The organism is Streptomyces sp. NPDC049813 (genome assembly GCF_044465085.1).
In the GTDB taxonomy this organism is placed as follows: Bacteria; Actinomycetota; Actinomycetes; order Streptomycetales; family Streptomycetaceae; genus Streptomyces.
On sequence record NZ_JBITLI010000023.1, the window covers coordinates 1 to 25,019 of the forward strand.

19 protein-coding genes and 1 pseudogene are annotated in these 25,019 nt (G+C 70.2%); 11 read left to right on the forward strand and 9 right to left on the reverse strand.

Going from position 1 to position 25,019, the window contains the following annotated elements; genetic code table 11:
* On the forward strand, positions 1 to 233 hold a 233-nt coding region (locus ACIBW6_RS32960; protein ID WP_399066228.1), incomplete at its 5' end, for a hypothetical protein.
* 199 nt (positions 234 to 432) lie between these two features.
* Here ACIBW6_RS32960 and ACIBW6_RS32965 read toward each other — a convergent pair.
* Positions 433 to 1,812, reverse strand: a complete 1,380-nt coding sequence (locus ACIBW6_RS32965; protein ID WP_399066230.1) for a cation:dicarboxylate symporter family transporter — start codon at positions 1,810 to 1,812, stop codon at positions 433 to 435.
* Between the two features lie 229 nt (positions 1,813 to 2,041).
* Here ACIBW6_RS32965 and ACIBW6_RS32970 point away from each other — a divergent pair, with 229 nt between their 5' ends.
* Complete coding sequence (locus tag ACIBW6_RS32970) at positions 2,042 to 3,718, forward strand: ATP-binding protein (protein ID WP_399066232.1); 1,677 nt, start codon at positions 2,042 to 2,044, stop codon at positions 3,716 to 3,718.
* A complete protein-coding gene (locus ACIBW6_RS32975; RefSeq protein ID WP_399066234.1) occupies positions 3,715 to 4,392 on the forward strand; it encodes a response regulator in 678 nt (225 codons plus the stop codon). The genes ACIBW6_RS32970 and ACIBW6_RS32975 overlap by 4 nt, the downstream gene beginning before the upstream one ends.
* Positions 4,393 to 4,458: 66 nt before the next feature.
* On the opposite strand, the gene ACIBW6_RS32980 is transcribed toward ACIBW6_RS32975, so the two are convergent.
* Positions 4,459 to 4,599 carry a hypothetical protein gene (locus ACIBW6_RS32980; RefSeq protein ID WP_399066237.1) on the reverse strand — a complete coding sequence of 47 codons (141 nt, stop codon included), beginning with the start codon at positions 4,597 to 4,599 and terminating at the stop codon, positions 4,459 to 4,461.
* Between the two features lie 250 nt (positions 4,600 to 4,849).
* On the opposite strand from ACIBW6_RS32980, the gene ACIBW6_RS32985 reads away from it, so the two are divergent.
* From ACIBW6_RS32985 to ACIBW6_RS33000, 4 genes are all read left to right on the forward strand, one after another.
* Complete coding sequence (locus tag ACIBW6_RS32985; RefSeq protein ID WP_399066240.1) at positions 4,850 to 6,223, forward strand: extracellular solute-binding protein; 1,374 nt, start codon at positions 4,850 to 4,852, stop codon at positions 6,221 to 6,223.
* A gap of 108 nt (positions 6,224 to 6,331) precedes the next feature.
* Positions 6,332 to 7,138, forward strand: a complete 807-nt coding sequence (locus tag ACIBW6_RS32990) for a carbohydrate ABC transporter permease (protein ID WP_399066387.1) — start codon at positions 6,332 to 6,334, stop codon at positions 7,136 to 7,138.
* Positions 7,139 to 7,966: a carbohydrate ABC transporter permease gene (locus ACIBW6_RS32995; protein ID WP_399066242.1), complete on the forward strand. Its 828-nt coding sequence runs from the start codon at positions 7,139 to 7,141 to the stop codon at positions 7,964 to 7,966.
* Between the two features lie 88 nt (positions 7,967 to 8,054).
* A complete protein-coding gene (locus ACIBW6_RS33000) occupies positions 8,055 to 8,756 on the forward strand; it encodes a helix-turn-helix domain-containing protein (RefSeq protein WP_399066244.1) in 702 nt (233 codons plus the stop codon).
* Positions 8,757 to 8,887: 131 nt separating this feature from the next.
* Here ACIBW6_RS33000 and ACIBW6_RS33005 read toward each other — a convergent pair whose 3' ends face one another.
* Complete coding sequence (locus ACIBW6_RS33005) at positions 8,888 to 9,913, reverse strand: 6-phosphofructokinase (RefSeq protein WP_399066246.1); 1,026 nt, start codon at positions 9,911 to 9,913, stop codon at positions 8,888 to 8,890.
* Positions 9,914 to 10,156: 243 nt separating this feature from the next.
* Here ACIBW6_RS33005 and pta point away from each other — a divergent pair, with 243 nt between their 5' ends.
* From pta to pyk, 3 genes are all read left to right on the forward strand, one after another.
* Complete coding sequence (pta, locus tag ACIBW6_RS33010; protein ID WP_399066249.1) at positions 10,157 to 12,232, forward strand: phosphate acetyltransferase; 2,076 nt, start codon at positions 10,157 to 10,159, stop codon at positions 12,230 to 12,232.
* A gap of 32 nt (positions 12,233 to 12,264) precedes the next feature.
* Complete coding sequence (locus tag ACIBW6_RS33015) at positions 12,265 to 13,482, forward strand: acetate kinase (RefSeq protein ID WP_399066251.1); 1,218 nt, start codon at positions 12,265 to 12,267, stop codon at positions 13,480 to 13,482.
* A gap of 74 nt (positions 13,483 to 13,556) precedes the next feature.
* A complete protein-coding gene (gene pyk / locus ACIBW6_RS33020; protein WP_399066253.1) occupies positions 13,557 to 14,987 on the forward strand; it encodes a pyruvate kinase in 1,431 nt (476 codons plus the stop codon).
* 100 nt (positions 14,988 to 15,087) lie between these two features.
* Here the strand turns inward: pyk and ACIBW6_RS33025 are convergent, their stop codons facing one another.
* The 4 genes from ACIBW6_RS33025 to ACIBW6_RS33040 all read right to left on the reverse strand — a co-directional run bounded on the left by ACIBW6_RS33025 (position 15,088) and on the right by ACIBW6_RS33040 (position 19,419).
* A complete protein-coding gene (locus ACIBW6_RS33025; protein ID WP_399066255.1) occupies positions 15,088 to 16,368 on the reverse strand; it encodes a hypothetical protein in 1,281 nt (426 codons plus the stop codon).
* A gap of 94 nt (positions 16,369 to 16,462) precedes the next feature.
* Positions 16,463 to 17,032, reverse strand: a complete 570-nt coding sequence (locus tag ACIBW6_RS33030) for a DUF6114 domain-containing protein (protein WP_399066389.1) — start codon at positions 17,030 to 17,032, stop codon at positions 16,463 to 16,465.
* Between the two features lie 156 nt (positions 17,033 to 17,188).
* Positions 17,189 to 17,806: a DUF6230 family protein gene (locus tag ACIBW6_RS33035; protein WP_399066258.1), complete on the reverse strand. Its 618-nt coding sequence runs from the start codon at positions 17,804 to 17,806 to the stop codon at positions 17,189 to 17,191.
* Between the two features lie 635 nt (positions 17,807 to 18,441).
* Entirely contained in the window at positions 18,442 to 19,419 is a 978-nt protein-coding gene (locus ACIBW6_RS33040; RefSeq protein WP_399066260.1) for a tetratricopeptide repeat protein, read from the reverse strand.
* Positions 19,420 to 19,747: 328 nt separating this feature from the next.
* Between ACIBW6_RS33040 and ACIBW6_RS33045 the strand changes: the two genes are divergently transcribed.
* Complete coding sequence (locus tag ACIBW6_RS33045; protein WP_399066263.1) at positions 19,748 to 20,371, forward strand: TetR/AcrR family transcriptional regulator; 624 nt, start codon at positions 19,748 to 19,750, stop codon at positions 20,369 to 20,371.
* Positions 20,372 to 20,422: 51 nt separating this feature from the next.
* Here ACIBW6_RS33045 and ACIBW6_RS33050 read toward each other — a convergent pair whose 3' ends face one another.
* On the reverse strand, positions 20,423 to 20,833 hold the full coding sequence (locus tag ACIBW6_RS33050) for a hypothetical protein (RefSeq protein WP_399066265.1): 411 nt from the start codon (positions 20,831 to 20,833) through the stop codon (positions 20,423 to 20,425).
* A 77-nt stretch (positions 20,834 to 20,910) separates the two neighbouring features.
* Positions 20,911 to 24,280, reverse strand: a pseudogene (locus tag ACIBW6_RS33055) (nucleic acid/nucleotide deaminase domain-containing protein); the annotation flags it as partial.
* Positions 24,281 to 25,019 lie beyond the last annotated feature (739 nt).

Genomic DNA, 25,019 nt, shown 5'->3' on the forward strand with positions numbered 1-25,019 from the left:
CAGATCTTTCCGATCCGATTTCCTCGGGGTCTTGCTGGTCCTGCTTTTCGCTTTCCGGCCTTTCGGCCTTCCTGCGGTGTCGACTCTATCAGATCTTTTCGGGCCTGATTCCCTGTCAAACGGGTTTGCCTTCCGGGCTGTTCGGCCCTTCCGACGTCCCGAACATTAGCGGATCCCTGCGGGAAGTTCCTAATCGGATCGATCAGGTTCCGCGCAACCGGAATACGAATTGATAACGGGTACGCCGATATCAATCCCGGCCGGGAGATCGTGCTGGTGTTGGGGTGCCGCTCGAAGCGGCGGGAGGTGACGTCCAGGAGCCATCGGCTCCGGGGCAACTCGAAGGACCCTACGCCACCCGGGCCGGTAGGACAAAAGCGGGGTCCGGCACATGCGTGCCGGACCCCGCCACCAGGCCGTTCGGCCCCGGCGTCACACCTTGACGGGCTCCTTCGGCTCGCCGCCCCGCGGCGTCGGCACGTCCGAGCCGTCGTCGCTCGTGTCGAGCAGCGTGCGCTCGTCGAACGGCAGGTCACCGGCGAGCACCCGGTGGACCCGGTCGCGGTCCACCTCGCCGGTCCACGAGCCGATGAGCAGCGTGGCCACCGCGTTGCCCGCGAAGTTGGTCAGCGCGCGGGCCTCGCTCATGAAACGGTCGATGCCGATGATGAGGCCGACTCCGTCGACCAGGGCGGGCTTGTGCGACTGGAGTCCGCTGGCGAGCACCGCGATGCCGGAGCCGGAGACGCCGGCCGCGCCCTTCGAGGCGATCATCATGAACAGGAGCAGGCCGATCTGCTGGCCGACGCTCATCGGCTGGTCCATGGCGTCGGCAATGAAGAGGGACGCCATGGTCAGGTAGATCATCGTGCCGTCGAGGTTGAAGGAGTAGCCGGTCGGCACGGTGATGCCGACGACGGGGCGGCTGACGCCCAGGTGCTCCATCTTCGCGATGAGTCGGGGCAGCGCGGACTCGGACGACGACGTCGACAGGATCAGCAGGAACTCGCGGCCCAGGTAGCGCAGCAGCGTGAAGATGTTGAACCCGGCGGCGAACCGCAGGATGAGCGCCAGCACGATGCCGACGAACAGGGCGCAGGTGACGTAGAAACCGAGCATGATCGTGGCGAGTGCCTTGAGCGCGTCCACGCCCGTCTCGCCGATGACGGCGGCCATCGCGCCGAAGGCGCCGAGCGGGGCGGCCCACATGATCATGCCGAGGACGCGGAAGACCAGCTTCTGGATGTGCTCGACGCCGCGCAGGACCGGTTCGCCGGTGCGGCCCATGGCCTGGAGGGCGAAGCCGACGAGGAGGGCGACGAGGAGGGTCTGCAGGACCTCGCCCTCGGTGAAGGCGGAGACCAGCGTCGTCGGGATGACCCCGAGGATGAAGTCGACCGGGCCCTCGGCGGCGTCCTTGGCCGCGGTGTGGCCGATCTCCTTCGTGGCCTCGGTGAGGTGCATGCCGTCGCCGGGGTGCAGGATGTTGCCGACGACGAGGCCGATGGCCAGGGCGACCATCGACATGACGATGAAGTAGCCGAGGGCGAGGCCGCCGACCTTGCCGATCTTCGCGGCCTTCCGGACCGAGCCGACGCCGAGCACGATCGTGCAGAAGATGATCGGCGAGATCATCATCTTGATCAGGTTCACGAAGCCCGTGCCGATGGGCTTGAGCTCCTTGGCGAAGTCGGGCCAGATGAAGCCGACGGCGATGCCCAGCAGTACGGCCACGATGACAGCGATGTAGAGATAGTGCGTGCGGTCCCGCTTCACGGCGGGGGGCTTGGGCGCGGTCCCGGTCTCGGCCACGGTTCCTCCTGACGACGACGTCGGCGTACTGGAACGGTTCTGAAGGAATCCCGGAAGGATTTCCGTAGGGGGTCCGGAGGGGTCCTCGAAGGGTTCCGGAAGGGTTCACGTACGCACAGGCCGTGCGGCTCACGGTCTGCGGATCCCGGTGACTATCTCCCAGGCCGTGAGGACCGTCACCCTTCCGTTCATTTAGTTCGTGCTTATACGACCGGGCAGACTGGGCGGCATGCGCCTCCCCCTCCCCCGCAGCCTGGCCGGCCAGCTCTTCGCGATGCAGGCCGTCCTCGTCGCGGTCGTGGTCGCGGGGTGCGCCCTGTTCACGTACCTCAGTGACCGCGGGCAGGCGGAGACGGCGGCGCGCCGGCAGGCGACGGCGGCGGCCACCGCGGTCGCCGACGCGCCCTCGGTGCGCGCGGCGATCGAGGGGCGCGGGGACCCGTCCGCGGCGCTCCAGCCCTACGCGGAGGACGTGCGGCGGCACACCGGGGTGGACTTCGTGACGATCATGGATCCGGCCGGCATCCGCTGGACGCACCCCGACGAGCGGCAGATCGGCAAGCGGTTCCTGGGCCACATCGGGCCCGCGCTGCGCGGCCGGACGTTCCCGGAGACGTACACGGGCACGCTCGGGCCCTCGGTGCGGGTGGTCACGCCGGTCCACGGGGCCGGGCACCGGGTCGTCGGCCTGGTCAGCGCGGGCATCACCATCGACGAGATCACCGCGCAGGCGCGCGGGCAGGTGCTGGCCGTGGCGGGGGTGGCCGGGGCGGCGCTCGTGCTGGGCGGCATCGGCACGTACGTCATCAACGCGCGGCTGCGGCGGCACACCCACGGCATGAACGCGGCCGAGCTGAGCCGGATGCACGCCTACCACCAGGCCGCGCTGCACGCCGTGCGGGAGGGTCTCGTCATGCTCGACGGGCAGCGGCGGGTGGCCCTGATCAACGACGGGGCCCGGGAGCTGCTCGGGGTCGGGGAGGACGCGGTGGGCCGGGGCGTGGCCGAGCTGGGGCTGCCCGCGCCGCTGACCGGGGCGCTGCTCGCGGCCGAGCCGCGGGTCGACGAGGTGCATCTGAGCGCCGACCGGGTCCTGGTGGTGAACACCTCGCCGGTGGCCAGCGGGGAGCGCCGCGGGACGGTCGTCACCTTGCGCGATCACACCGAACTGCAGTCGGTGATGGGTGAGTTGGACTCGGAGCGCGGGTTCACGCAGGCGCTCAGGTCGCAGGCCCACGAGGCGGCGAACCGGCTGCACACGGTGGTGTCGCTGATCGAGCTGGACCGCGCCGAGGAAGCCGTCGACTTCGCCACGGCGGAGCTGGAGCTGGCCCAGGCGCTGACCGACCAGGTCGTCGGCGCGGTGAGCGAACCCGTGCTGGCCGCGCTGCTGCTCGGCAAGGCGGCGCAGGCCAACGAACACGGAGTGGAGCTGGTCGTCTCCGCGGACACCTGGATCGACGACGGGCTGCTGCCGCGGGCCCTGGCCGCCCGCGATCTGATCACGGTCCTCGGCAATCTCATCGACAACGCGGTGGACGCGGCGCAGGGTTCGCCGCGGGCCCGGGTCACGGTCACGGCGCGGGCCACGGCCGACGCGCTGCTGCTGCGGGTCGCGGACACCGGGCCGGGCGTGGACCCGGAGCACTCGGACGCGGTGTTCGAGCGCGGCTGGTCGACGAAGCCGGCGGGGCCGGGCGGGCGCGGGCTCGGCCTCGCCCTCGTACGGCAGGCCGTGCGGCGCAACGGGGGCAGACTGGAGCTCACCGGGTCGCCGGCGGACGGCGCCGTCTTCACGGCGCTGCTGCCGTGGGGACGGCCGGCGACGGAGAGCGGCGCCCCGCCCGTGCCGCGGGCCGCCGCCGGCGCGGGCACCACACCCACCGGACAGGACGGAGCGTCATGACGGACCCGCGGATCAGCGTGCTGGTGGTCGAGGACGATCCGGTCGCCGCCGACGCCCATGCGCTCTACGTCGACCGGGTGGCCGGTTTCGTCACCGTGGCCACGGCGCACACCGCGGCCGGGGCCCGGCGCGCCCTGGACCGGGTGCCGGTCGACCTGATCCTGCTGGATCTGCACCTGCCCGACGGGCACGGTCTGGCGCTCGCCCGGTCGCTGCGGGCCGCGGGGCACCACGCGGACGTCATCGCGGTCACCTCGGCTCGTGATCTGGCGGTCGTCCGCGAGGGCGTCTCGCTGGGCGTCGTGCAGTACGTGCTGAAGCCCTTCACCTTCGCCACGCTGCGCGACCGGCTCGTGCGCTACGCCGCGTACCGCACGTCGAGCGGGGAGGCGGCCGGGCAGGACGAGGTCGACCGGGCGCTGGCCAACCTGCGTTCGCCCGCTCCGGCCGCCCTGCCCAAGGGGCTGAGCGCGCCCACGCTGGAGCGGGTCACGCAGGCGCTGCGGGAGGCCGGCCCGGAGGGGATGACGGCGGCGGTGGCCGCGGGTTCGGTCGGCATCTCGCGCATCACCGCCCGCCGCTACCTGGAGCACCTGGTGGACTCGGGCCTGGCCGGACGCAGCCCGCAGTACGGGCAGGTCGGCAGGCCCGAACTGGTCTACACCTGGAAGTAGTGACGGGCGCCGAGTGAGGGCCTTCGGCGGACCCGGGAGCGGGGCGGCCGGGCCCGGGGTGAGGGTCTAGCGGACCCGGAAGCGGGTCACCTGGTCCTCGGTGGCCGGGCCCGCGCCGGACTTGTCGACGACGTAGGCGGTGCCGCCCGCGAGGAGGGCCACGGCGAGGGCGGCGGAGCGGCGGATCCTGAGCGTGAGGCGAGGCATGCGGCTTCAATCTCCCTCTGAGGCAGGGGTGTTGCACAACCACCCGCGGAGTAACTTAGCTTAGCCTAACCTAACTTCTACTCTTCGCTCCCGGATCGCCCCGGCCGGCCCCCGGGGCCCGTCTACAACGTTGTCACCGATCCCCCGCGGGGCACTGCACACCCATTGACCTTGCTCCGAACCGGCCCGTACGTTCACGGGCAGCCCCGCGAGGCAACGATGCCCGTGAGCTCCGTAGGAGGTCGTGCCCGTGCGCCCCACCGCCCCTGTGCTCATCGCCACCGCCCTGCTGGCCGCCGGATCGCTCACCGCCTGCGGCGGCGGCTCCGGCAGCGACGCGAACACGATCAAGGTCTCGTTCAAGCAGTCCATGGACAACCAGATCAAGGTCATGGACACGTATCTCGCCGCGATGAAGAAGCAGTTCGAGAAGGCCCACCCGGGCAAGAAGGTCGAACTCGTCCCGATCAAGGCCCCGGACTCCGAGTACTACACGAAGCTCCAGCAGATGCTGCGCTCCCCCAAGACGGCGCCGGACCTCGTCTACGAGGACACCTTCCTCATCAACTCGGACATCACCAGCGGGTACCTGCGGCCCCTGGACGAGTACCTCGACAAGTGGGCGGACTGGGACCAGTTCGTCGACACCGCGAAGTCCGCGGCCAAGGCCCAGGACGGCAAGACGTACGGCGTCCCGGACGGCACCGACACCCGCGGCCTCTGGTACGACAAGGGCATCTTCGAGAAGGCGGGCATCGCGACGCCCTGGCAGCCGAAGAACTGGGCCGAGGTCCTCGACGCGGCCCGCGCCATCAAGAAGAAGGTCCCGGACGCCGTCCCGCTGAACGTCTACACGGGCAAGCCGAACGGCGAGGCCGCGACCATGCAGGGCTTCCAGATGCTGCTCTACGGCACGGACGGCGCGGGCGCCGGCGCGGACCCGCTCTACGACAGCTCGTCGAAGAAGTGGATCGCGGGCTCGAAGGCCTTCAAGGACAGCCTCACGTTCGTGGACACCGTCTTCAAGGAGAAGCTCGGCCCCGACGTCTCCGACGCCCTGGACCCGAACTGGTCGACCCGGGTGCGCGGCGAGATGCTCCCGAAGGGCAAGCTCGGCATCGACCTCGACGGCTCCTGGCTGCCGCAGGACTGGCTCAAGGGCAGCGGCCACGAGTGGCCCGAGTGGTCGCAGAAGCTCGGGCTCGCGCCGATGCCCACGCAGAGCGGCCAGGCCCCCGGAAAGGTCAGCATGTCCGGCGGCTGGACCTGGGCCGTCCCGGCCAAGTCGGGCAACCCCGGCCTCGCCTTCGACTTCATCAAGACGATGCAGACGAAGGCCAACGCGCAGCGCTGGTACATCGCCAACTCCGGCATCGCGGTCCGCAAGGACGTCGCCGCCGACCCGGCCTACGTGCAGGCGCAGCCCGGCATCAAGTTCTTCACGGACCTGGTCGCCACGACCCACTACCGGCCGGCCTATCCCGCGTACCCGAAGGTCTCCACGGCCATCCAGGAGGCGATGGAGTCGGTGACGACCGGGGACGCCTCGGTGCAGAAGGCGGCCGCGACCTACGACGAGCAGCTGAAGACGGCGGCGGACGGACAGGTCGTCAGCAAGCCCTGAACGGACCGCCGCCGACCCGGCCGAGCAAGGGAAGGTGACCCCAGCCTCGTGAACCGCCGCGCCACGACCGCACTCCGCGCCCTGCCCGTCGCCCCGGCGACGATCATCATGCTCCTCTTCCTCGCCGGGCCGATCGCCTACTGCGCCTACATCGCCTTCACCGACCTCCAGCTCACCGGCCAGGCGGAGTCGTCCTTCGTCGGCTTCGCCAACTTCCGGGCCGCGTTCCGCGACGACGCCTTCCTGAACGCGGTGCGGCTCACCCTCGTCTTCACGTTCCTGTCGTCGATCGTCGGCCAGAACACGCTGGGCCTGGCCCTCGCGGCGCTGATGCAGCGGGCCTCGAAACCGGTCCGCACGGTCACCGGCGCCGTCGTCGTCACGGCGTGGGTACTGCCGGAGGTCGTCGCCGGTTTCCTGCTCTACGCCTTCTTCCGGCGCGAGGGCACCCTCAACGCGATCCTCGGCTGGCTCCATCTGCCGGACCAGAACTGGCTGTTCACGCTGCCGATCCTCGCGGTGTCCTTCGCGAACGTGTGGCGCGGCACGGCCTTCTCGATGCTCGTCTACTCGGCGGCGCTCTCCGAGATCCCCAAGGAGATCACCGAGGCCGCCGAGGTGGACGGCGCGAACGCCTGGCAGCGGCTGTGGCGGGTCACGCTGCCGATGATCCGCCGCTCCATCGGCACCAACCTGATGCTCAACACCTTGCAGACGCTCTCCGTCTTCGGGCTGATCTGGGTGATGACGCGCGGCGGGCCCGGCAACCACAGCCAGACCCTGCCCCTGTTCATGTACGAGCAGGCCTTCCAGAAGAGCATGATCGGCTACGGCACGGCGGTCGCCCTGCTCCTGCTCGTGGTCGGTTCCCTGTTCTCGCTGGTCTACATGCGCCTGCTGCGCTCGGAGGCATGAGTGGCCCGCCGCACCACCCGCAACCGGCTCACCGCCGACGCGACCCTGACCGTGGTCGCCCTCGCCTTCGCGCTCCCGCTGGCCTGGGTGGTCCTGTCCTCCCTCGACGCCGACGCGGGCCTGCGGGTGAAGTTCCCGGCCCACGCCACGCTCGACAACTTCGACGCGGTCCTGAAGCCGGACATCACCTTCACGCCGCTGCTGAACAGCCTGATCCTGTGCGGCGGGGCGACGGCGCTGACGGTGGTCTGCGCGGCCCTCGCCGCGTACCCGCTCTCCCGCTACCGCTCGCGCCTGAACAACCCGTACCTGGCGACGATCCTCTTCGCGACGTGCCTGCCGATCACGGCGATCATGGTCCCGGTCTACGCGCTGTTCGTCCAGGTCAACCTGATCGACACGATGGCCGGCACGATCTACTTCTTCACCGCCTCCCAACTCCCGTTCGCCATCTGGCTGATGAAGAACTTCATGGACGGTGTCCCGAAGGAGCTGGAGGAGGCGGCGTGGACGGACGGCGCCGGCACCTTCCAGTCCCTGGTGCGGATCGTGCTGCCGCTGATGGGGCCCGGCGTCGCCGTCGTCACGGTGTTCTGCTTCGCCATGATGTGGGGCAACTTCTTCGTCCCGTTCATGCTGCTGCTCTCCCCCGACCAGATGCCGGCGTCGGTCAGCATCAACGACTTCTTCGGCAACCGCGGCACGGTCGTCTACGGCCAGCTCGCGGCGTTCTCGATCATCTACTCGACGCCGGTGATCCTGCTGTACGTGCTGGTCTCGCGCCGCTTCGGCGGCGGCTTCGCGCTCGGCGGCGCGGTCAAGGGGTGAGGGCTGGGGCCGCTGTACGTTCCTACGAGTTGTGACGCAAGACGAACGCACCGTAGCCAAGCGGGCCGTTCCCCCCTACTTTGTGCCCGTGCAGCACACCGCCGCGTCACACCAGCCCACCCCTCCGTTCAACGCCCCGGCCGCCCGCCGCCTCCGCGAGGCGCTGGGCATGGCGCCGGGCCATGTCGCGTACGGCATGCGCGCGTCCTACGGGCTCGCGCACATCACCCCGGAGACGATCATCGCCTGGGAGCGCGGCGACGCGGCGCCGATGGCGGGTGAACTCACCGCGCTCGCCGGGGCCCTGTGGTGCTCGCCGGGCGAGCTGATCGGCGCCCCGCGCACCCTGCGCGAACACCGGCTCGCGCTCGGGCTCGCACCGGAGGACGTGGCGCGGGAGGCCGGCGTCGACCTCCAGGCGTACCTGCGGATGGAGGAGACCGGCGACTGGCGGGGCAACGAGCGCCAGTCGAGCGCGCTCGCCGGGACGCTGCGGCTCGCGCCGCGCGCGTTCTCGACGGTGACCGGCCGGGACACGCAGCTGGCGGAGCTGCTGCGCAGCGCGGCGACCACGCGCTGGCAGGCGTACGTGCGGCCGCTGACCCGGCTCGTGCCGGTGCAGCGGCGCGAGGCGGAGGACGTGCTGCACGAGATGCACCTGGAGTACCAGGCGCTGATGACCGCCACCCTGAGCTGGGGCGGCGGCACCGCGGCCGATTCGGGCGACACGGGCCGCGACTTCCTGGACCGCATTCTGGACGAGTTCTGGTCCCGGATCCGCCACGCGTGACGGGCCCCTGACCGGGCGCACGGAGTGCGCACGTCAGGGGCGCGGGGAACTGCGCGAGCAACCACGACGGACGCGAGCCCGGCAACGCTCATCAGCGGGGCAGCTGAGAACCCGAGACCAGTGCCGGGCCCCTAGAAGACGGACTCCGCCTCCTCGATCCGGTCCGCCGGGACGGTCTTGAGCTCGGTCACCGCCTCGGCCAGCGGCACCATCGTGATGTCGGTCCCCCGCAGCGCCGTCATCCGCCCGAACTCCCCGCGGTGCGCGGCCTCCACCGCGTGCCACCCGAACCGCGTGGCGAGCACCCGGTCGTAGGCGGTCGGCGTCCCGCCGCGCTGCACGTGCCCGAGGATGACGGGCCGCGCCTCCTTGCCGAGCCGGGACTCCAGCTCGTAGGCGAGGGCGGTGCCGATGCCCTGGAAGCGCTCGTGGCCGAACTGGTCGATCGCGCCCTTGCCGTAGTCCATCGTGCCGTCCGCGGGGTGCGCCCCCTCGGCGACGCAGATCACGGCGAACTTCTTGCCGCGCGCGAACCGCTCCTCGACCATCTTGACCAGGTCGGCCGGGTCGAAGGGCCGCTCGGGCAGGCAGATGCCGTGGGCGCCGCCGGCCATCCCGGACTCCAGGGCGATCCACCCCGCGTGCCGGCCCATGACCTCGACGACCATCACCCGCTGGTGGGACTCGGCGGTCGTCTTGAGGCGGTCCATGGCCTCGGTGGCGACGCCGACGGCGGTGTCGAAACCGAACGTGCGGTCGGTGGAGGAGATGTCGTTGTCGATCGTCTTCGGGACGCCGACGACGGGCAGGCCCGCGTCGGAGAGCATCCGGGCCGCGGTGAGCGTGCCCTCGCCGCCGATCGGGATGAGCACGTCGAAGCCACCCGCCTCGGCGAGCTGCTTGACGTCCTCGCAGGCCGCGCGGAACTTGTCGCGCTCCAGCCGGGACGAGCCGAGGATGGTGCCGCCGCGGGCGAGTATGCCGCTGACCGCGTTGAGATCGAGGGGCCGGGCGCGGCCGTCGAGCAGGCCCGCGTAGCCGTCCTCGAAGCCGATCACCTCGTCGCCGTGGTGCGTGACGGCGCGGTGCACGACCGACCGGATCACTGCGTTCAGTCCAGGGCAGTCGCCGCCTGCGGTCAGAACTCCGATGCGCATCGTGCTGTGTCTCCTGCTCGCTGCCGGTACGTGTGAGCCACCGCAATTCTTCCACGCTCCGGCAGGCGCCGCGTTCGCCCGCGCCGCCGGGGGCGCTTCGGCATGCTGTCCAAGGGCACTCGGACCGCGCTGTACAGGACGTTCGTCCGGGGGGCGACTTACCCACCGCCAGAGGTATTGTCAAGAGGGCATAGCTTTCATTACGGCCATTTTTTTTGGCCTCGACGGAGACGGAGAGCACGCGTGACGCGCAGCGTGTACGTGACCGGGATCGAGCGGGGCGACGGCCGCCAGGTCGTCGAGCTGGGAGTGATGGAACTCCTGACCCGCCAGGTCGACCGGGTGGGCGTCTTCCGCCCGCTCGTCCACGACGGCCCCGACCGCCTCTTCGACCTGCTGCGCGCCCGCTACCGGCTCTCCCAGGACCCGGCGAGCGTGTACGGCCTCGCCTACGACGAGGCCGCCGCGATCCAGGCGGAGCAGGGCACCGACGAGCTGCTCTCGCGCCTGGTCGACCGGTTCCACGCGGTGGCCGGGGAGTACGACGTCGTGCTGGTGCTCGGCACCGACTACGCCGACACGCAGCTCCCGGACGAGCTGGCCCTGAACGCGCGGCTCGCGAACGAGTTCGGCGCCTCCGTCATCCCTGTCGTCGGCGGCAGGAAGCAGACCGCCGAGTCGGTGCGCGCCGAGGCCCGCAACGCCTACCGCGCCTACGAGGGCCTGGGCTGCGACGTCCTCGCGATGATCGTCAACCGGGTCGCCGCCGAGGACCGCGACGGCATCCAGGACAAGCTCGCGGCCCGGCTGCCGGTGCCCACCTTCGTGCTCCCCGACGAGCCCGCGCTCTCCGCGCCGACCGTCTCGCAGATCACCCACGCCCTGGGCGGCACGGTGCTGCTCGGCGACGGCGCGGGCCTGGCCCGCGACGCCCTGGACTTCGTCTTCGGCGGCGCGATGCTGCCGAACTTCCTGAACGCCCTGACCCCCGGCTGCATGGTCGTCACCCCGGGCGACCGCGCGGACCTCGTGGTGGGCTCGCTCGCCGCGCACAGCGCCGGGACGCCGCCCATCGCGGGCGTCCTGCTGACCCTGAACGAGCGGCCCGGCGAGGAGATCCTCAAGCTCGCCGACCGGCTCGCGCCCGGCACCCCGGTGGTCGCGGTGGCCGGCGGTTCCTTCCCCACGGCGGCCGAGCTCTTCGCGCTGGAGGGCAAGCTGAACGCGGCGACGCCCCGCAAGGCGGAGACGGCGCTCGGCCTCTTCGAGCGGTACGTCGACACGGCGGGGCTGCTCAGGACGATCCAGGCGCCCGCGACCGACCGCGTCACGCCGATGATGTTCGAGCACAAGCTGCTGGAGCGGGCCCGCGCGGACAAGCGCCGCGTCGTGCTGCCCGAGGGCACCGAGGAGCGGGTGCTGCGCGCCGCCGACGTGCTGCTGCGCCGCGGCGTCTGCGAGCTGACCCTGCTCGGTCCGGTCGAGCAGATCCGCAAGAAGGCCGCCGACCTCGGCGTCGATCTCGCGGACGCCGAGCTGATCGACCCGCAGACGCACGAGCTGCGCGACCGGTTCGCCACGGCGTACGCGCAGCTGCGCGCCCACAAGGGCGTCACGGTGGAGCTGGCGCACGACGTCGTCGCCGACGTGAACTACTTCGGCACGCTGATGGTCCAAGAGGGCCTGGCCGACGGCATGGTCTCCGGCTCCGTGCACTCCACGGCCGCAACCATCCGGCCCGCCTTCGAGATCATCAAGACGAAGCCGGACGCGGCGATCGTCTCCTCCGTCTTCTTCATGTGCCTGGCCGACAAGGTCCTCGTCTACGGCGACTGCGCCGTGAACCCGGACCCGGACGCGCGCCAGCTCGCCGACATCGCGATGCAGTCCGCGGTCACCGCCGACCAGTTCGGCGTCGACCCGCGCATCGCGATGCTGTCGTACTCGACCGGCACCTCGGGCTCCGGCGCCGACGTGGACAAGGTCCGCGAGGCCACCGAGCTGGTCCGCGAGCGCCGCGGCGACCTGCGGATCGAGGGGCCGATCCAGTACGACGCGGCGGTCGAGCCGAGCGTCGCGGCCACCAAGCTGCCCGGTTCGCAGGTGGCGGGCCAGGCCAGCGTGCTGATCTTCCCGGACCTCAACACCGGCAACAACACCTACAAGGCCGTGCAGCGCTCGGCCGGCGCGATCGCCGTCGGCCCGGTCCTGCAGGGCCTGCGCAAGCCGGTCAACGACCTGTCCCGCGGCGCGCTCGTGCAGGACATCGTGAACACCGTCGCCATCACGGCGATCCAGGCCCAGACGCCGGCCAACTGAACCCTCGTACCCGACGAAAAGGCACTCCTTCCGTGAACGCCACCCGAGTCCTCGTCCTCAACTCCGGCTCCTCGTCGGTGAAGTACCAGCTCCTCGACATGCGCGACGGCACCCGGCTCGCGGCCGGGCTCGTCGAGCGCATCGGCGAGGAGACCTCGCGCCTCAAGCACACGCCGCTGACCGGCGAGGGCGGCGGGGCCCGTGAGCAGAACCGGCCGATCGCCGACCACGAGGAGGCCCTGAAGGCGGTCGCCGAGGAGCTGGACCGGGACGGGCTCGGCCTCGACTCCCCCGAGCTGGCCGCGATCGGCCACCGCGTGGTCCACGGCGGCCTGTTCTTCTCCGAGCCGACGGTGATCGACGACGCGGTGCTCAAGGAGGTGGAACGGCTGATCCCGGTGGCGCCGCTGCACAACCCGGCCAACCTGACGGGCATCCGTACGGCGATGGCGCTCCGTCCGGACCTGCCGCAGGTCGCGGTCTTCGACACGGCGTTCCACACGACGATGCCGGAGTCGGCGGCCCGGTACGCGATCGACGTGAAGACCGCCGACGAGCACCGCATCCGCCGCTACGGCTTCCACGGCACCTCGCACGCGTACGTGTCGCGCAAGGCGGCGGGGCTGCTCGGCAAGGCGCCGGAGGACGTCAACGTCATCGTGCTGCACCTGGGCAACGGCGCGTCGGCGTCGGCGGTCCGCGGCGGCCGGTGCGTGGACACCTCGATGGGGCTCACGCCGCTGGAAGGCCTGGTGATGGGGACGCGGTCCGGGGACATCGACCCGGCCGTCATCTTCCACCTGATGCGGGTGGGCCACATGTCCGCGGACGAGATCGACGTCCTGCTCAACAAGAAGAGCGGCTTGATCGGCCTCTGCGGCGACAACGACATGCGGGAGATCCGGCGCCGGATCGACGAGGGCGACCAGGAGGCGCAGCTCGCCTTCGAGATCTACATCCACCGGCTGAAGAAGTACATCGGCGCGTACTACGCGGTGCTCGGCCGGGTGGACGCGGTCGTGTTCACCGCCGGGGTGGGTGAGAACGCGGCGCCGGTGCGGGAAGCTGCGGTCGCGGGCCTGGAGGAGCTGGGGCTCGCGGTCGACGGTGCGCTCAATTCCGTACGTTCCGACGAGGCCCGGCTCATCTCGCCCGAGTACGCCCGGGTCGCCGTCGCGGTGGTCCCCACCGACGAGGAGCTGGAGATCGCCCAGCAGACCTACGCACTGGTCGCCCCGCGCAACGACTGAGCACCCGCCCGCCCATTTGTAGATTCCGCCAGACGGAATATTCCGTAGCGAAACAAACCGATAGGATCGCCCCCATGCGCCGTTCCAAAATCGTCTGCACGCTGGGCCCAGCCGTCGACTCCGAAGAGCAGCTCGTCTCGCTGATCGAAGCCGGTATGAACGTGGCCCGCTTCAACTTCAGCCACGGCACGCACGCCGAGCACCAGGGTCGCTACGACCGGGTGCGGGCCGCCGCCGGGAAGACCGGCCGCGCGGTGGGCGTCCTCGCCGACCTCCAGGGCCCGAAGATCCGTCTGGAGACCTTCGCCGAGGGCCCCGTCGAGCTGGTGCGCGGTGACGAGTTCACCATCACCACCGAGGACGTGCCCGGTGACAAGTCGATCTGCGGCACCACCTACAAGGGGCTGCCCGGCGACGTCTCCAAGGGCGACCAGGTCCTGATCAACGACGGCAACGTCGAGCTGCGCGTCGTCGAGGTGGACGGGCCGCGCGTGAAGACGATCGTCGTCGAGGGCGGTGTCATCTCCGACCACAAGGGCATCAACCTGCCCGGCGCGGCGGTCAACGTCCCGGCCCTGTCCGAGAAGGACATCGAGGACCTGCGCTTCGCCCTGCGGATGGGCTGCGACATGGTCGCCCTGTCCTTCGTGCGCGACGCGAGCGACGTCAAGGACGTCCACAAGGTGATGGACGAGGAGGGCCGCCGGGTCCCCGTCATCGCCAAGGTGGAGAAGCCGCAGGCGGTCGCCAACATGGAGGGCGTCGTCGCGGCGTTCGACGCCGTGATGGTGGCCCGCGGCGACCTGGCCGTCGAGTACCCGCTCGAGAAGGTCCCGATGGTGCAGAAGCGCCTCGTGGAGATGTGCCGCCGCAACGCCAAGCCGGTGATCGTCGCGACCCAGATGATGGAGTCGATGATCACCAACTCGCGCCCCACGCGCGCCGAGGCGTCCGACGTCGCCAACGCGATCCTGGACGGCGCGGACGCGGTCATGCTCTCCGCCGAGTCGTCCGTGGGCGCGTACCCGATCGAGACCGTCAAGACGATGTCGAAGATCGTCCAGGCGGCCGAGGGCGAGCTGCTCTCCAAGGGCCTCCAGCCGCTGGTGCCCGGCAAGAAGCCGCGCACGCAGGGCGGTTCGGTGGCGCGTGCCGCCGCTGAGATCGCCGACTTCCTGAGCGCGGAGGCACTGGTCGCCTTCACGCAGTCCGGTGACACCGCCCGCCGGCTCTCCCGCTACCGCGCGGCCCAGCCGATCCTGGCCTTCACCACGGACGAGAACACCCGCAACCAGCTCTCGCTGAGCTGGGGCGTGGAGTCCCACGTCGTGCCGCACGTGGACAACACGGACGCCATGGTGGAGCTGGTCGACGCCGAGCTGGTGAAGCTGAACCGCTTCAACGACGGCGACACCGTGGTCATCACCGCCGGTTCGCCCCCCGGCGTCCCCGGCACCACCAACATGGTCCGGGTCCACCACCTGGGCGGCGTCGACCGCGCCTGACGGGTCCGCCGCACGTCACGCGCCGAGGGCGCCCCCTGTACGAGACAGGGGGCGCCCTCGGCGTCTGTGCGGCTCCCGGAACGGGTCGTGCGGGTCGGGGTCAGCTGTCCTCGACCGTGGAGTGCAGTCCCGGCACGTGCAGGGTGCCGCCGAACTGCGCGGCCTGCGTCACCTTCACGTTGGTGAAGTAGAGGATCGGCAGGTTGATCGGCGGCGGGTTGTCCGCGTTGAACGTCATGGGGATGAGCCCGAGCAGGTTGCCCGACAGCTCCTCCGTGTACATCGTGGTCTTCCCGTTCCGGATGGTGGACGTGGAGCCCTTGTCCGAGCGGATGTGGAAGAACTTGCCGTCGGGACCGGGGGCGATCTGGTGCAGGTCCCCGATGTCCGTCCCGTTGGAGATGACGTACTTCATGACGCGCTTGGTGGAGCCGTCGGCCATCCGGACGTCCACCAGGCCCTGGTAGTCCGCGCCCTTGAGCAGGAGCGAGCTGGCCTGCAGCTTCCAGACGTCGTTGGGCAGCTGCGCCGGGGTGTCCTCGTCGGCCCCCTCGGCGTCGGTGGCGACCGGGCAGTCGTCCGGGATGCCGCTGGCACTCGGGGACGGGGTCGCCGTCTCCTCGGCCTTCTTCGCGGCGTCCTCGGCGGCCTTGCCGAGCCCGTCCTCGGTGCCCTTGACCGCGTCACCGGCCTTGCCCGCGGTGTCCTTGGCCGTGTCGCCGACCCCGTCGACGGTGTCCTTGACGGCGGAGCCCAGGTCCTTGGAGTCCTGGCCCTCGGTGTCCTGGCTCTCGGAGCCCTGCGCGCCGCCGGAGCCGGTGGCCGACGCCGAGGGGCTGGGAGCCGGGCTCGCCGTCTCCTTGTCCTTGGGCGTGAACAGGTCCTTCAGCGCGTCGCCGACACCCAGCGGGTCGAGCGGGTTGCGGGTCTTGGACTCCGAGGGCGAGGGCGTGGCCGTGGCGGCGCTGCCGGACTTCGATCCGGTGGAGGCCGAGGGGGTGGGAGTCGGCTGTGCCGTCTCCTTGCCGCCCGCGTCCTTGCCGGTGTCCGCGCCCTTGCCGGTGTCCGCGCCCTTGCCGTCGCTGTCGTCGGTGCCCTTGCCGCCGGCCGTGTCGCCGGACGCGGAGGGCTTCGGGGTCGCGGACTCCCCGGCCTTGTCCTTGCCGGCGTCCTCGGCCTTGTCCTTGTCGGCGTTCTTGTCGGCGGCGTCACCGCTCTTGGCGTCGCGCTCCGCCTCGACCGCGTCGGCGCACGCCTTGTAGTCGTCCGCCGAGAACTTGGTCGGGTTGTCCGTGGCCGACGCCAGTGTGGGCGTCAGACCGAGTCCCATCAGTACGGCCGTGGGCATGGCCGCGATGGCTATCGCCTTGCCCGCGGGCATGTGCAGCCTGGTGAAAAGATGCTTCCTCGGTGCTGCATGCCGCGGCCCGGTTCTCGCACGAGAATCCCCCATGGGGTCCTCGTGGTGCACCTCGTCAGCCGGCACGGTGCCTCCCGTTCGTCCCGTTCTCCGGGCTCGTCCCTGACACATCGTCGTTTGCGCCCGCGACCCGATAGGTGGCTCCCGCGACCGGCGGCACGCCGCCCGGGTCCTGATTCCCGGCGCCGTCACCGCCCTGCGCGGGGGGCACGGCCGTCTCGTCAGCCGGCCTGCCCGGCGCCCAGGAGACGCCGAGGGCGCCGCCGATCAGGGCGAGCAGGAAGCCGATGACGAAACCGCCGAAGTTGGAGACCACCAGGGAGACCAGGGCGAGAAGAATCGCCGCCACACCCGCGAACACCCGGGAGTGCGGCTGGAACCACATCGTCAGGCCGAGCACCACCAGCAGCACACCGATGATGAGCGACCCGGCCCCCGCCGTCGTCGCCATCCGGATCGTCATGCTGCCGAGCGTCAGATTCGCGTACGGGAAGTACATGATGGGGATGCCGCCGAGGATGGCCAGCAGGCCACCCCAGAACGGGCGCTGACCGCGCCACCCTCGGAACGACTGGCGCATGTGACCCGGCTTCGGGTTCCGCCCTGCGTGCGCTTCGGCGCTCATCTCGTACAGCTCCTCGGGGATGGCGTTGATCTGTGGTGACGATGGCTGTCCGGTTTCGGGCACGGGGACGTCGTGGAGCCTCTCCCGCACGCCCCCGCGCCCGGCCGTTCAGCACATCACGTGCCTAGTCCCGGGCCCTGAGCGGACCCTTGCGGACTAGTAGCACTCGTGCTTGCCCTTCTGGACGCTCATCTTGAGGCCAGAGAGCTTGAACGTGGCGGCCGTCGTGGCCCACGCGCGCTGCTGGACCTTCTCGAAGTGCACCGAGTCGGCCTGCTGGGCGAACGAGTTCGGGTCGGCCTTGTCGCCCTGGTGGATGCCCGGGCCCTTGCTGGCGTCACCGGCCGCCACACCGATGTCGATGTCCTCGAAGGTCGCGTCGGCCTTCAGGTCATCGGCGTCGATGTAGAGGGTCTTGGCCTCCACCGGGTTCTTCGGGTCGTTACCGGCCTTCAGCTTCATCGACACGTCGCCGAAGACCGGAACCGGAACGACGACGGACTGGCACAGGTCGTGGATCGTGGCCGTCTTCATGCCGACCACGGCGACCGGGTGCGCACCCGTCTTACCGGTGTCGATGGCGCCGTACTGGGCGAAGCCCTTGCCATCGAGAGAGCTCGCCGTCACCTTGAACGACTGGCCCGAAACGCTGAACGATGCCGCAAGCGCGCCCTGGGACAGGGCCACACCTATCGCGGCAGTCGCCGCGACGCTCGGCACCATGACTACGGCGAACCGCTTCCATCTGGTCCCGCCACGAGTCACGGACTTCATGACTTTCCTCCTTCTCGGACGTACATCTCCGGCCCTGACTGCCCCTAGAGCGGCTCAGCCGGGCAGGGATGGGAGAAGTGCTACGTCCTCGGGAAGGAGAGCGCCCGCATCGGAGGCGCGTCCGCACCCTGATCACCGGCGATCACCCCCGAGCGACAACCACTGGTCGCACCTGAGCCATCACGCGCAACCTGCTGGACAGGCTCGACGGATGCCGAGACCCCCCTGTCCCAGATCAGCGGCGCTCCCCTTGGTTCCGCCGCCGACCTGCCCGGTGGGGACCCACGACCCCGCCGAGCGAATGGCTGTCGGACGGTGAGGAGTGGACCGAGCGTGCCCGATCGTGGTGCATTCCCGGCGCGGACACAAGGGGGTTCGTTACTCACGGGTAACGGACGGATAACCGAACAACGACCGCCCGACGTCGAACGGCGACTCACGGTGCCGCTCTGGCCATCGCCACAGTGGTTGATTCCGGTACATAACCGGGCAGAGACGGGGGCGTGGCTTACTCCAAGTAACAGCGGCCGCATTTACCAAGTTTTGGTAAAGTGCGGCCGCCGTGCGCCCTCGCGGACGGAATTTTCACCCCGGCATCACAAGCCGCGGTGTTTAAGGACAGGTCACCACGGGACTCAGAAGAGAACGCGGGCCAGAGCCGTACGCGCGGTGGTGACGCGCGGGTCGTCGCTCCCCACGAGTTCGAACAGCTCCAGGAGCCGGACCCGTGCCGCGTTCCGGTCGTCGCCGGCCGAGCGGGCCACCGCGTCGACCAGCCGGCCGAAGGCGTCCTCGACGTGGCCGCCGACCAGGTCCAGGTCGGCGGCGGCGATCTGCGCGGCCACGTCCTGCGGCTTCTCGGCGGCGTCCCTGCGGACCTGCTGCGGGTCGATGCCCTGCACCCGCTGGAGCAGTTCGGCCTGGCCGAGGCCGAGCTTGGCCTCGGAGTTGCCGGGGTCGTCGGAGAGCACGTTCTTGTACGCCTGGACGGCGCCCGCCAGGTCGCCCGCGTCAAGGGCGCGGACGGCGGCTTCGAGGAGCGCGTCGTAGGGGCCGGCCGGAGCCTCCACGACCGGTGCGGCGCCCTCCGTGTCCGCGGCGGCGTCGACGGCGATGCCGGTGAGCCCGAAGCGCTCCTCGGCGACCTGGATCAACTGGTCGAGGGTGCCGCGGATCTGGGACTCGGGGGCCGCGCCCTGGAAGAGGGGCAGCGCCTGCCCGGCGACCACCGCGAAGACGGCCGGGATCCCCTGGACCCCGAACTGCTGCATCAACATCTGGTTGGCGTCTACGTCGATCTTGGCCAGCACGAAGCGGCCGCTGTACTCGACGGCGAGGCGCTCAAGGAGCGGGCTCAGCTGCTTGCAGGGCTCGCACCACTCGGCCCAGAAGTCGATGACGACGGGCACCTCGGTGGAGCGCTGCAGGACATCCCGCTCGAAGCCGGCCTCGTCGACGTCGATGACGAGGCTCGACGGCGACACGGCGGCCGGGCCGCCGCCCTGGCGGGCCGCTTCGGCGCGCGCCTGCTCCGCCTTCGCCTTCGCCTCCTGGGCCGCCTTCACCGCGGCGAGATCGACGACTCCGCTCATGGACATGTTCCGTGGCTGCATGCGTACAGTCTCCCCCTTCCGCGGACAGTTGTGGGCCGGGTCCCCTCCGTCGCCTCCCGCCGGATTGCGAGGCGTACGGAGCGGACTCGGCCGAACGCTCCGGTGCCGGGTCCCCACTCGGTACCTGCTGCTCGGCACCGGATCCCCACCCGGTGCCTGTGGTTGCCGCTCGTCCGGTCCGCCCGGGGTGCAGAGCCGGGCCGGTCGTACGAGATGCGCTTTCGCTACGAGTCGTAGCGTAACTGTCTCCGGTGCGGCCCCGGGGAGCCCCCGACCGTGATCTGCCTCACGTGCGCCGTCCTGGCTACCGGCCGGTATGGTCGCGTCCATGCAGCGCCGCACCCCGCCCCCGCCAGGCCGTCTCGGCCGTCCGCGGTCCGCCGCGGCCGACGCGGCGATCCTGGAGGCGACGCGCGACGCCCTCGTCGACCTCGGCTGGTCGAAGCTGACCCTCGGCGACGTGGCGACCCGGGCCGGTGTCGCCAAGACGACGCTGTACCGGCGCTGGGCGGGCAAGAACGAACTCGTGGTCGACGCGGTCGCCGTCCTCTTCGATGAACTCGAACTGCCCGATAATGGTTCCCTCGCCGCCGACATCGAGGGCGTCGTCCTCCAGTTCGCGGCGATCCTGGACCGCCCGGAGACGAAGACGGCGCTCATGGCGGTGGTGGCGGAGTCCACCCGAGACGCCCCGCTCCGCGAACGCATCCGCACCTCGATCGTGGACCGCCAAAAACGCCTCGTCCTGGAAGGCCGCGCCCGCGCGGAGCACCGCGGCGAACTCCCCCCCGAGCCCGACCCCCGCGCGGCCGCGGCGACGGCGGACCTCATCTTCGACGTGACCGCGGGCGCGGTGGTCCACCGGACGCTGGTCAGCGGGGAGCCGGTGGACGCGGTGTGGGTACGGCGGTTCACGGGGTTGTTGCTGGGAGGACTGGCGTCGGCGGGGTGAGGTTCCCACGCCGGGGGCCGTCGGTCGTCGACATAGGCCAGTTGCAGCCTTTCAGGACGGAGACAATCCTTCTCCATCAGCGCGCTCTACACGGATTGTAAAAGGGTCCATATCATCACTTGCATCAATAGCATAAAATCCGGCAGAGGTGATAATGGTCATCAGTGCGCTATGCATCTCTGTAGAGATTACCCCATAGTGACGGACGTCATCATTATCCAACTCGCCAGTCATTACACGCTGCGCGACGCTCTTGCTCAAAGGTGTGCTCACTTTCCATTTCACGAACACACCGCCCTCCTCATCACCACTGAGGTCGACTGCCACTTCGGGCCCCGCGTCATCCCCGCTGTCCGAAGTCTGCGATACGGCAAGTCCTGCAAGTTCTAGCGCCCGAATCACATCACTCGCGAGTTTATTCCATTCGGAAATTACATCTTCCGTTGCCTTGCTTCCGTACACGCCATCTCCTATAGGGCTACATAGAACGGGGGGCAGGTCCACTCAGACCTACCCCCCTCATGGGATGCTAGTCGGAACTAGCTGATGTTTGCCTTGATCATCCGTATCAGCTCCTCTGTCATGCCTGAGTTGGCTATTGAGTCGGACCCCCAGGGGACCGACCAGTGAATAGGAGTACCCTCTGCAAGGCCACCGTCCAACAACGGGCCACATGTGGGGCACGGTTGCCGTTCGCTGTAGATCTCCTCGATGTCCTTGGCCGAAAAGCCAGCGTCATCAAGCTTGTCCAGGATCACCTCTTCGGCGTGTTTTCCACTGCCAGCCTCGGCGCTCACTCCGTATACGAGGTCGCCGTCACGCCCCGTCCACCCGCGCACTTTGGCTACCGCAACATTTCGGATCTTACCCTTCAGAGGCAGGCCACTACCTATCCGCACCTTGAGTGCCAGGCGGGAGAGCGCATCGCTGTTATAAGCGATCAAGCCGAGGCAAGAATATTCCGGTGTCGGGCTTCCCCCGGCCGCCTTGACCAGCGCGCGTGCCGTTTTACCCGTCTTGCATGCCTTGACGAACCACGACGACATCCGCTGAGCGATGCCTGCGATGACAGAGTCGGACAGCTGCAGCGCGCGCAGCGCCTGCCAGGCGTGGGCGAATCCACTGCCGGCCCGCGCTGAGACGTTCAACGACCGGATGGCGTCAGCGAGGGGCTTGATTGCCTTGCCGGCAAACAGAGAAGCGACGTCCACAAGGGCCCAGGCGCAGCCGCTCCAGTTGCCGCTGTCACCACCCGGGATGATCTTCTGGCTGCACTTGATCCAGCTGCCGAAGAGGATGTCTATGGGGTCTACGTCGGACTGATACTCCTCCATGGTGATCGTGTGGGTGACTGTTTTGGACAGAACGTCGGTCGGATGCTCACCCAGGTACACGGTTTCGCTGTCCGGGCACGTGTACCTCGAAGGGTTGAGTTCCTGCGCTCCGCAGAAGTAGAGGTCGAGGAACTGGCGGCCCTTGATCGTCGCCGTGATCGTGCAGTTGCCCTTGTAGAAGAGCTGATCGAACCAGCCGTCGCAGCCTTCCGTCTTATGGGTGACCTGCGGCTCGCCAACCTGCTCGATGTGGTCGACGACGTAGAAGAGGTTGCCGAGAGAACCACCGGACCCGTCAGGCACGGTGCCGGTCACGATCTGCTGGTCCTTGTCGGCTTTCTCCGTGCGGTCCGCGGTGTCCTGGGCCTCCTTGGCGTACTTGTCCGCGTCCTTGGCGGCCTCCTCGGCCGCCGTGGCGTCCGCGTCCGCGCGGTCGGCGGCGTCGCGGGCGTCCTTGGCCGCCGCTTCGGCCTGGGACGCCGCGGCGCGGGCCCCCTCGGCGTCCAGTTCGGCCGCGTCGGCCGAGTCGCGGGCGTCCTTGGCGTAGCCCTCGGCACGGCCTGCCGCGCGGTCGGCCGCAGCCGCGTCCTCCGTGGCCTGTCGGTCGTACTCGATCGTGCGAGTCAGTGACTGGCTCGCCTTGGACGCGGCCAGGGCGGCGGCGGCCGAGTAGCCGAGGGCCTCCTTGGCGTAGCCCCGGGCTTCGGAGGCGGCCGCGGCCGCGCCCGCCGCTGCCTGGAGGGCCGCCTTCGCGTCGGCCGAAGCCTTGTCTGCCAGGGTCTTGGCGAGCGCCGCCTCCTTCACGGCGTTCTTGGCATGGGCATCGGCGACCGCCGCCTGCTGCTCGGCGATGGACTTCGCGCCCTGTCCGGCCAGGACGACCAGCGCGGCCGCGGAGTCGGTGGTGACATACGGGGAACCGAGCTGGATCGCGTCGTTGGCCGGCTGGGCCACACGTGCCGCCGCGTGGTTGGCGTCGGCCGCCGCCTGGGCCGTGGTGAAGGCGAAGCCAGCCGCCTTGGCCGCGGCGACCCGCGCCTTGACGGACTCCTTCAGCGCCTCGTCGGCGTGGGTCTGCGCCTCCTTGGCGTGCTTCTCGGCCTCGTCGGCGTCCTTGACCGCGGCGGCCGCCTCGGCGGCCGCGCTCTTGGCGGCGGCGATGGCGTCCGCGACGGCGCTGGTGGCCGTGCGTACGGCGGCGTCCGCCACCAGCTTGTCGGCCTGGGCCGCATCCGAGTCCGCGCGTGCCCGGCTCGCGGCGGCTTCCGCCCGCGTGGCCGCGGCGTCCGCGTCCGCTGCCGCCTGGGTGGCGGCGTCGGCCGAGGCACGGGCGTTCTTCGCGGCGGTCTCCGCCGTGGTGGCCTGTCGGTCCGCTTCGTCCGCAGCCGCACGGGCCGCGGTCGCCGCGTCACCCGCGTCCAGCGAGTCGGCGTAGGCGCCCTTCGCGTCGGCCTTGGCGCGGGCGGCGTCGGCCTTCTGCTCGGCGTCCCAGGCGTCGTCCCGTTTGGGCCTTGGCGTTGTCGCGCGCCGTCTCCGCGTCCTTGCGCCGCGCGGACGCGGTCTCGGCCGCGGTCTCGGCCTTGCCCTTCGCCTGTTGGGCCGTGGTGTTGTACCCCTCGGCGTCCTTGCGGTGCTGGGCGGCCTCCACCCGTTTGGCGGCCGCCTTCTCCTTCTCCGCCTTGGCCGTCTTCTCCTCGGCCTCGGCGTCCAGCCGCTTGGCGTGGGCGTCGGCCGCGGCGGCCTTGGCGTCGCCCTCGGCGGTCAGGGCCACCTTCAGCTTGGCCTCGGCGGTCTCCTTGTCCGCCTTGGCGTTGTCGCGGTGCTGCTTCGCCGAGGCGGCGGCCCACTTGGCCTGGAGCTCGGCGTACTGCGCGGACTGCTTGCGGAACTCGGCCTTGGACTGCGCCGCCTGCGCGAGGGCGCGCTGCGCGATCGTGGCGCTGTCGGCGGCGGAGGCACGTGTGGCCGCCTCCGCCGTCGTGCCCGCGACGACCAGGGCGTCGACCGCGGCCTTGATGCCGTGGGTGACCTGGGCCTTCTGCTGCGCGGCCAGGAGACCGCGGCCACGCGGGGCGCCGTTGGCGTCCGCGGTGGCGTACGCCTTCTGCTCGGCGGCGTCGCTGGCGTTCACCAGCGCCTTGAGCATCGCCTGCTTCGTCTTGAGCAGGGCAAGCTGCGCTTTCGCCGACTTCTGGACGGACACGAGGTTCTGCTGAGCCAGGACGAACTGCGCCGCCGGCGGCTTGAACGACGAGCTGCCGCCGGCCCCGCCCGGGGACCAGTAGGACTGCCAACGGGCGATGTGGTCGGCCACCCAAGAGTTGCCGAGCATGCTCCCGAGGGATTTCGATGTGGAGACCAATGCCGCCGTCGCCGTGGCGTTGGAGTTCAGGATCTGGTTGCGCTCCGGGGCCTGGGAGGCGATCTCCTGCTGCCACTCGGTGGTGGCCGTCCCCAGCTCGGCGCCCAGTACCTCGTCGGGATCGATCGGGTCACGCCACGCGCATGCGGCGAATCGGGCCTTGAGGTTCTCGACCCCGATCCGGAACTCGGCGCTGCCCGGCTCCGGCGCCGACGCGGGAAAGCCGCCCGACTCCAGGAAGATACGGGCGTTGTCCGCCCCCGTCGGCTCCAGGTCCCAGTTCGTGAGGTAGTCGTACGCCTGGTGCCGGTCGTAACCGGGATTCGTGCCGTCCGTGTCACCGCCGTAGAGCGGGGCACCCAGGCCTTTCACCGCGTTCTTGGTCGCGTCGTCCGCGAGCGGGGTGGGGTCCTCGTAGAAGTCGTCCTCCTGCTTCCAGAACCGGTCGGCGTACCACGTGCCGAGCCCGGTCTGCTGGTAGAAGTCCTTCTTCCCGTCACCGGGTGAACCGGGCGGCCAGTGGAAGCCCGTCTCGGTGAACCCACCGGGTGTGTCCAGGCCGGCGAGCTTGGACTGCCACCCGCGCATCTGGACCGGGATGTCGTCCATCGCGGCGTCAGCCGCGGCCTGATCGGTGTCGTAGGCCTTACTGAGGGGGGTGTCCTCCCAGTAGTCGCTGTCGGCGAGCGTGTGCAGGGCCTCCGGTGTCTGGTTCAGCGCGTCCTGCGCCTTGGCCGCCATGGACGTACCGCCCAGCCGCAGCACCCCGTTCATCAGGCACTGGTCCTGCCGCAACTGCTCGTCGGCCGTGTCCTCGTACCAGTTCTGACCGACGTTGGCCCTACGGTCGTCCCCTCCCGGTGTCAGGGCGTCCGGCCGTGCGGCGAGCCCTGCGAGCAGGGCCAGCGCGGTGACGGAGGTCAGTGCCGGCGCGAGCCACACACCCCTCCGC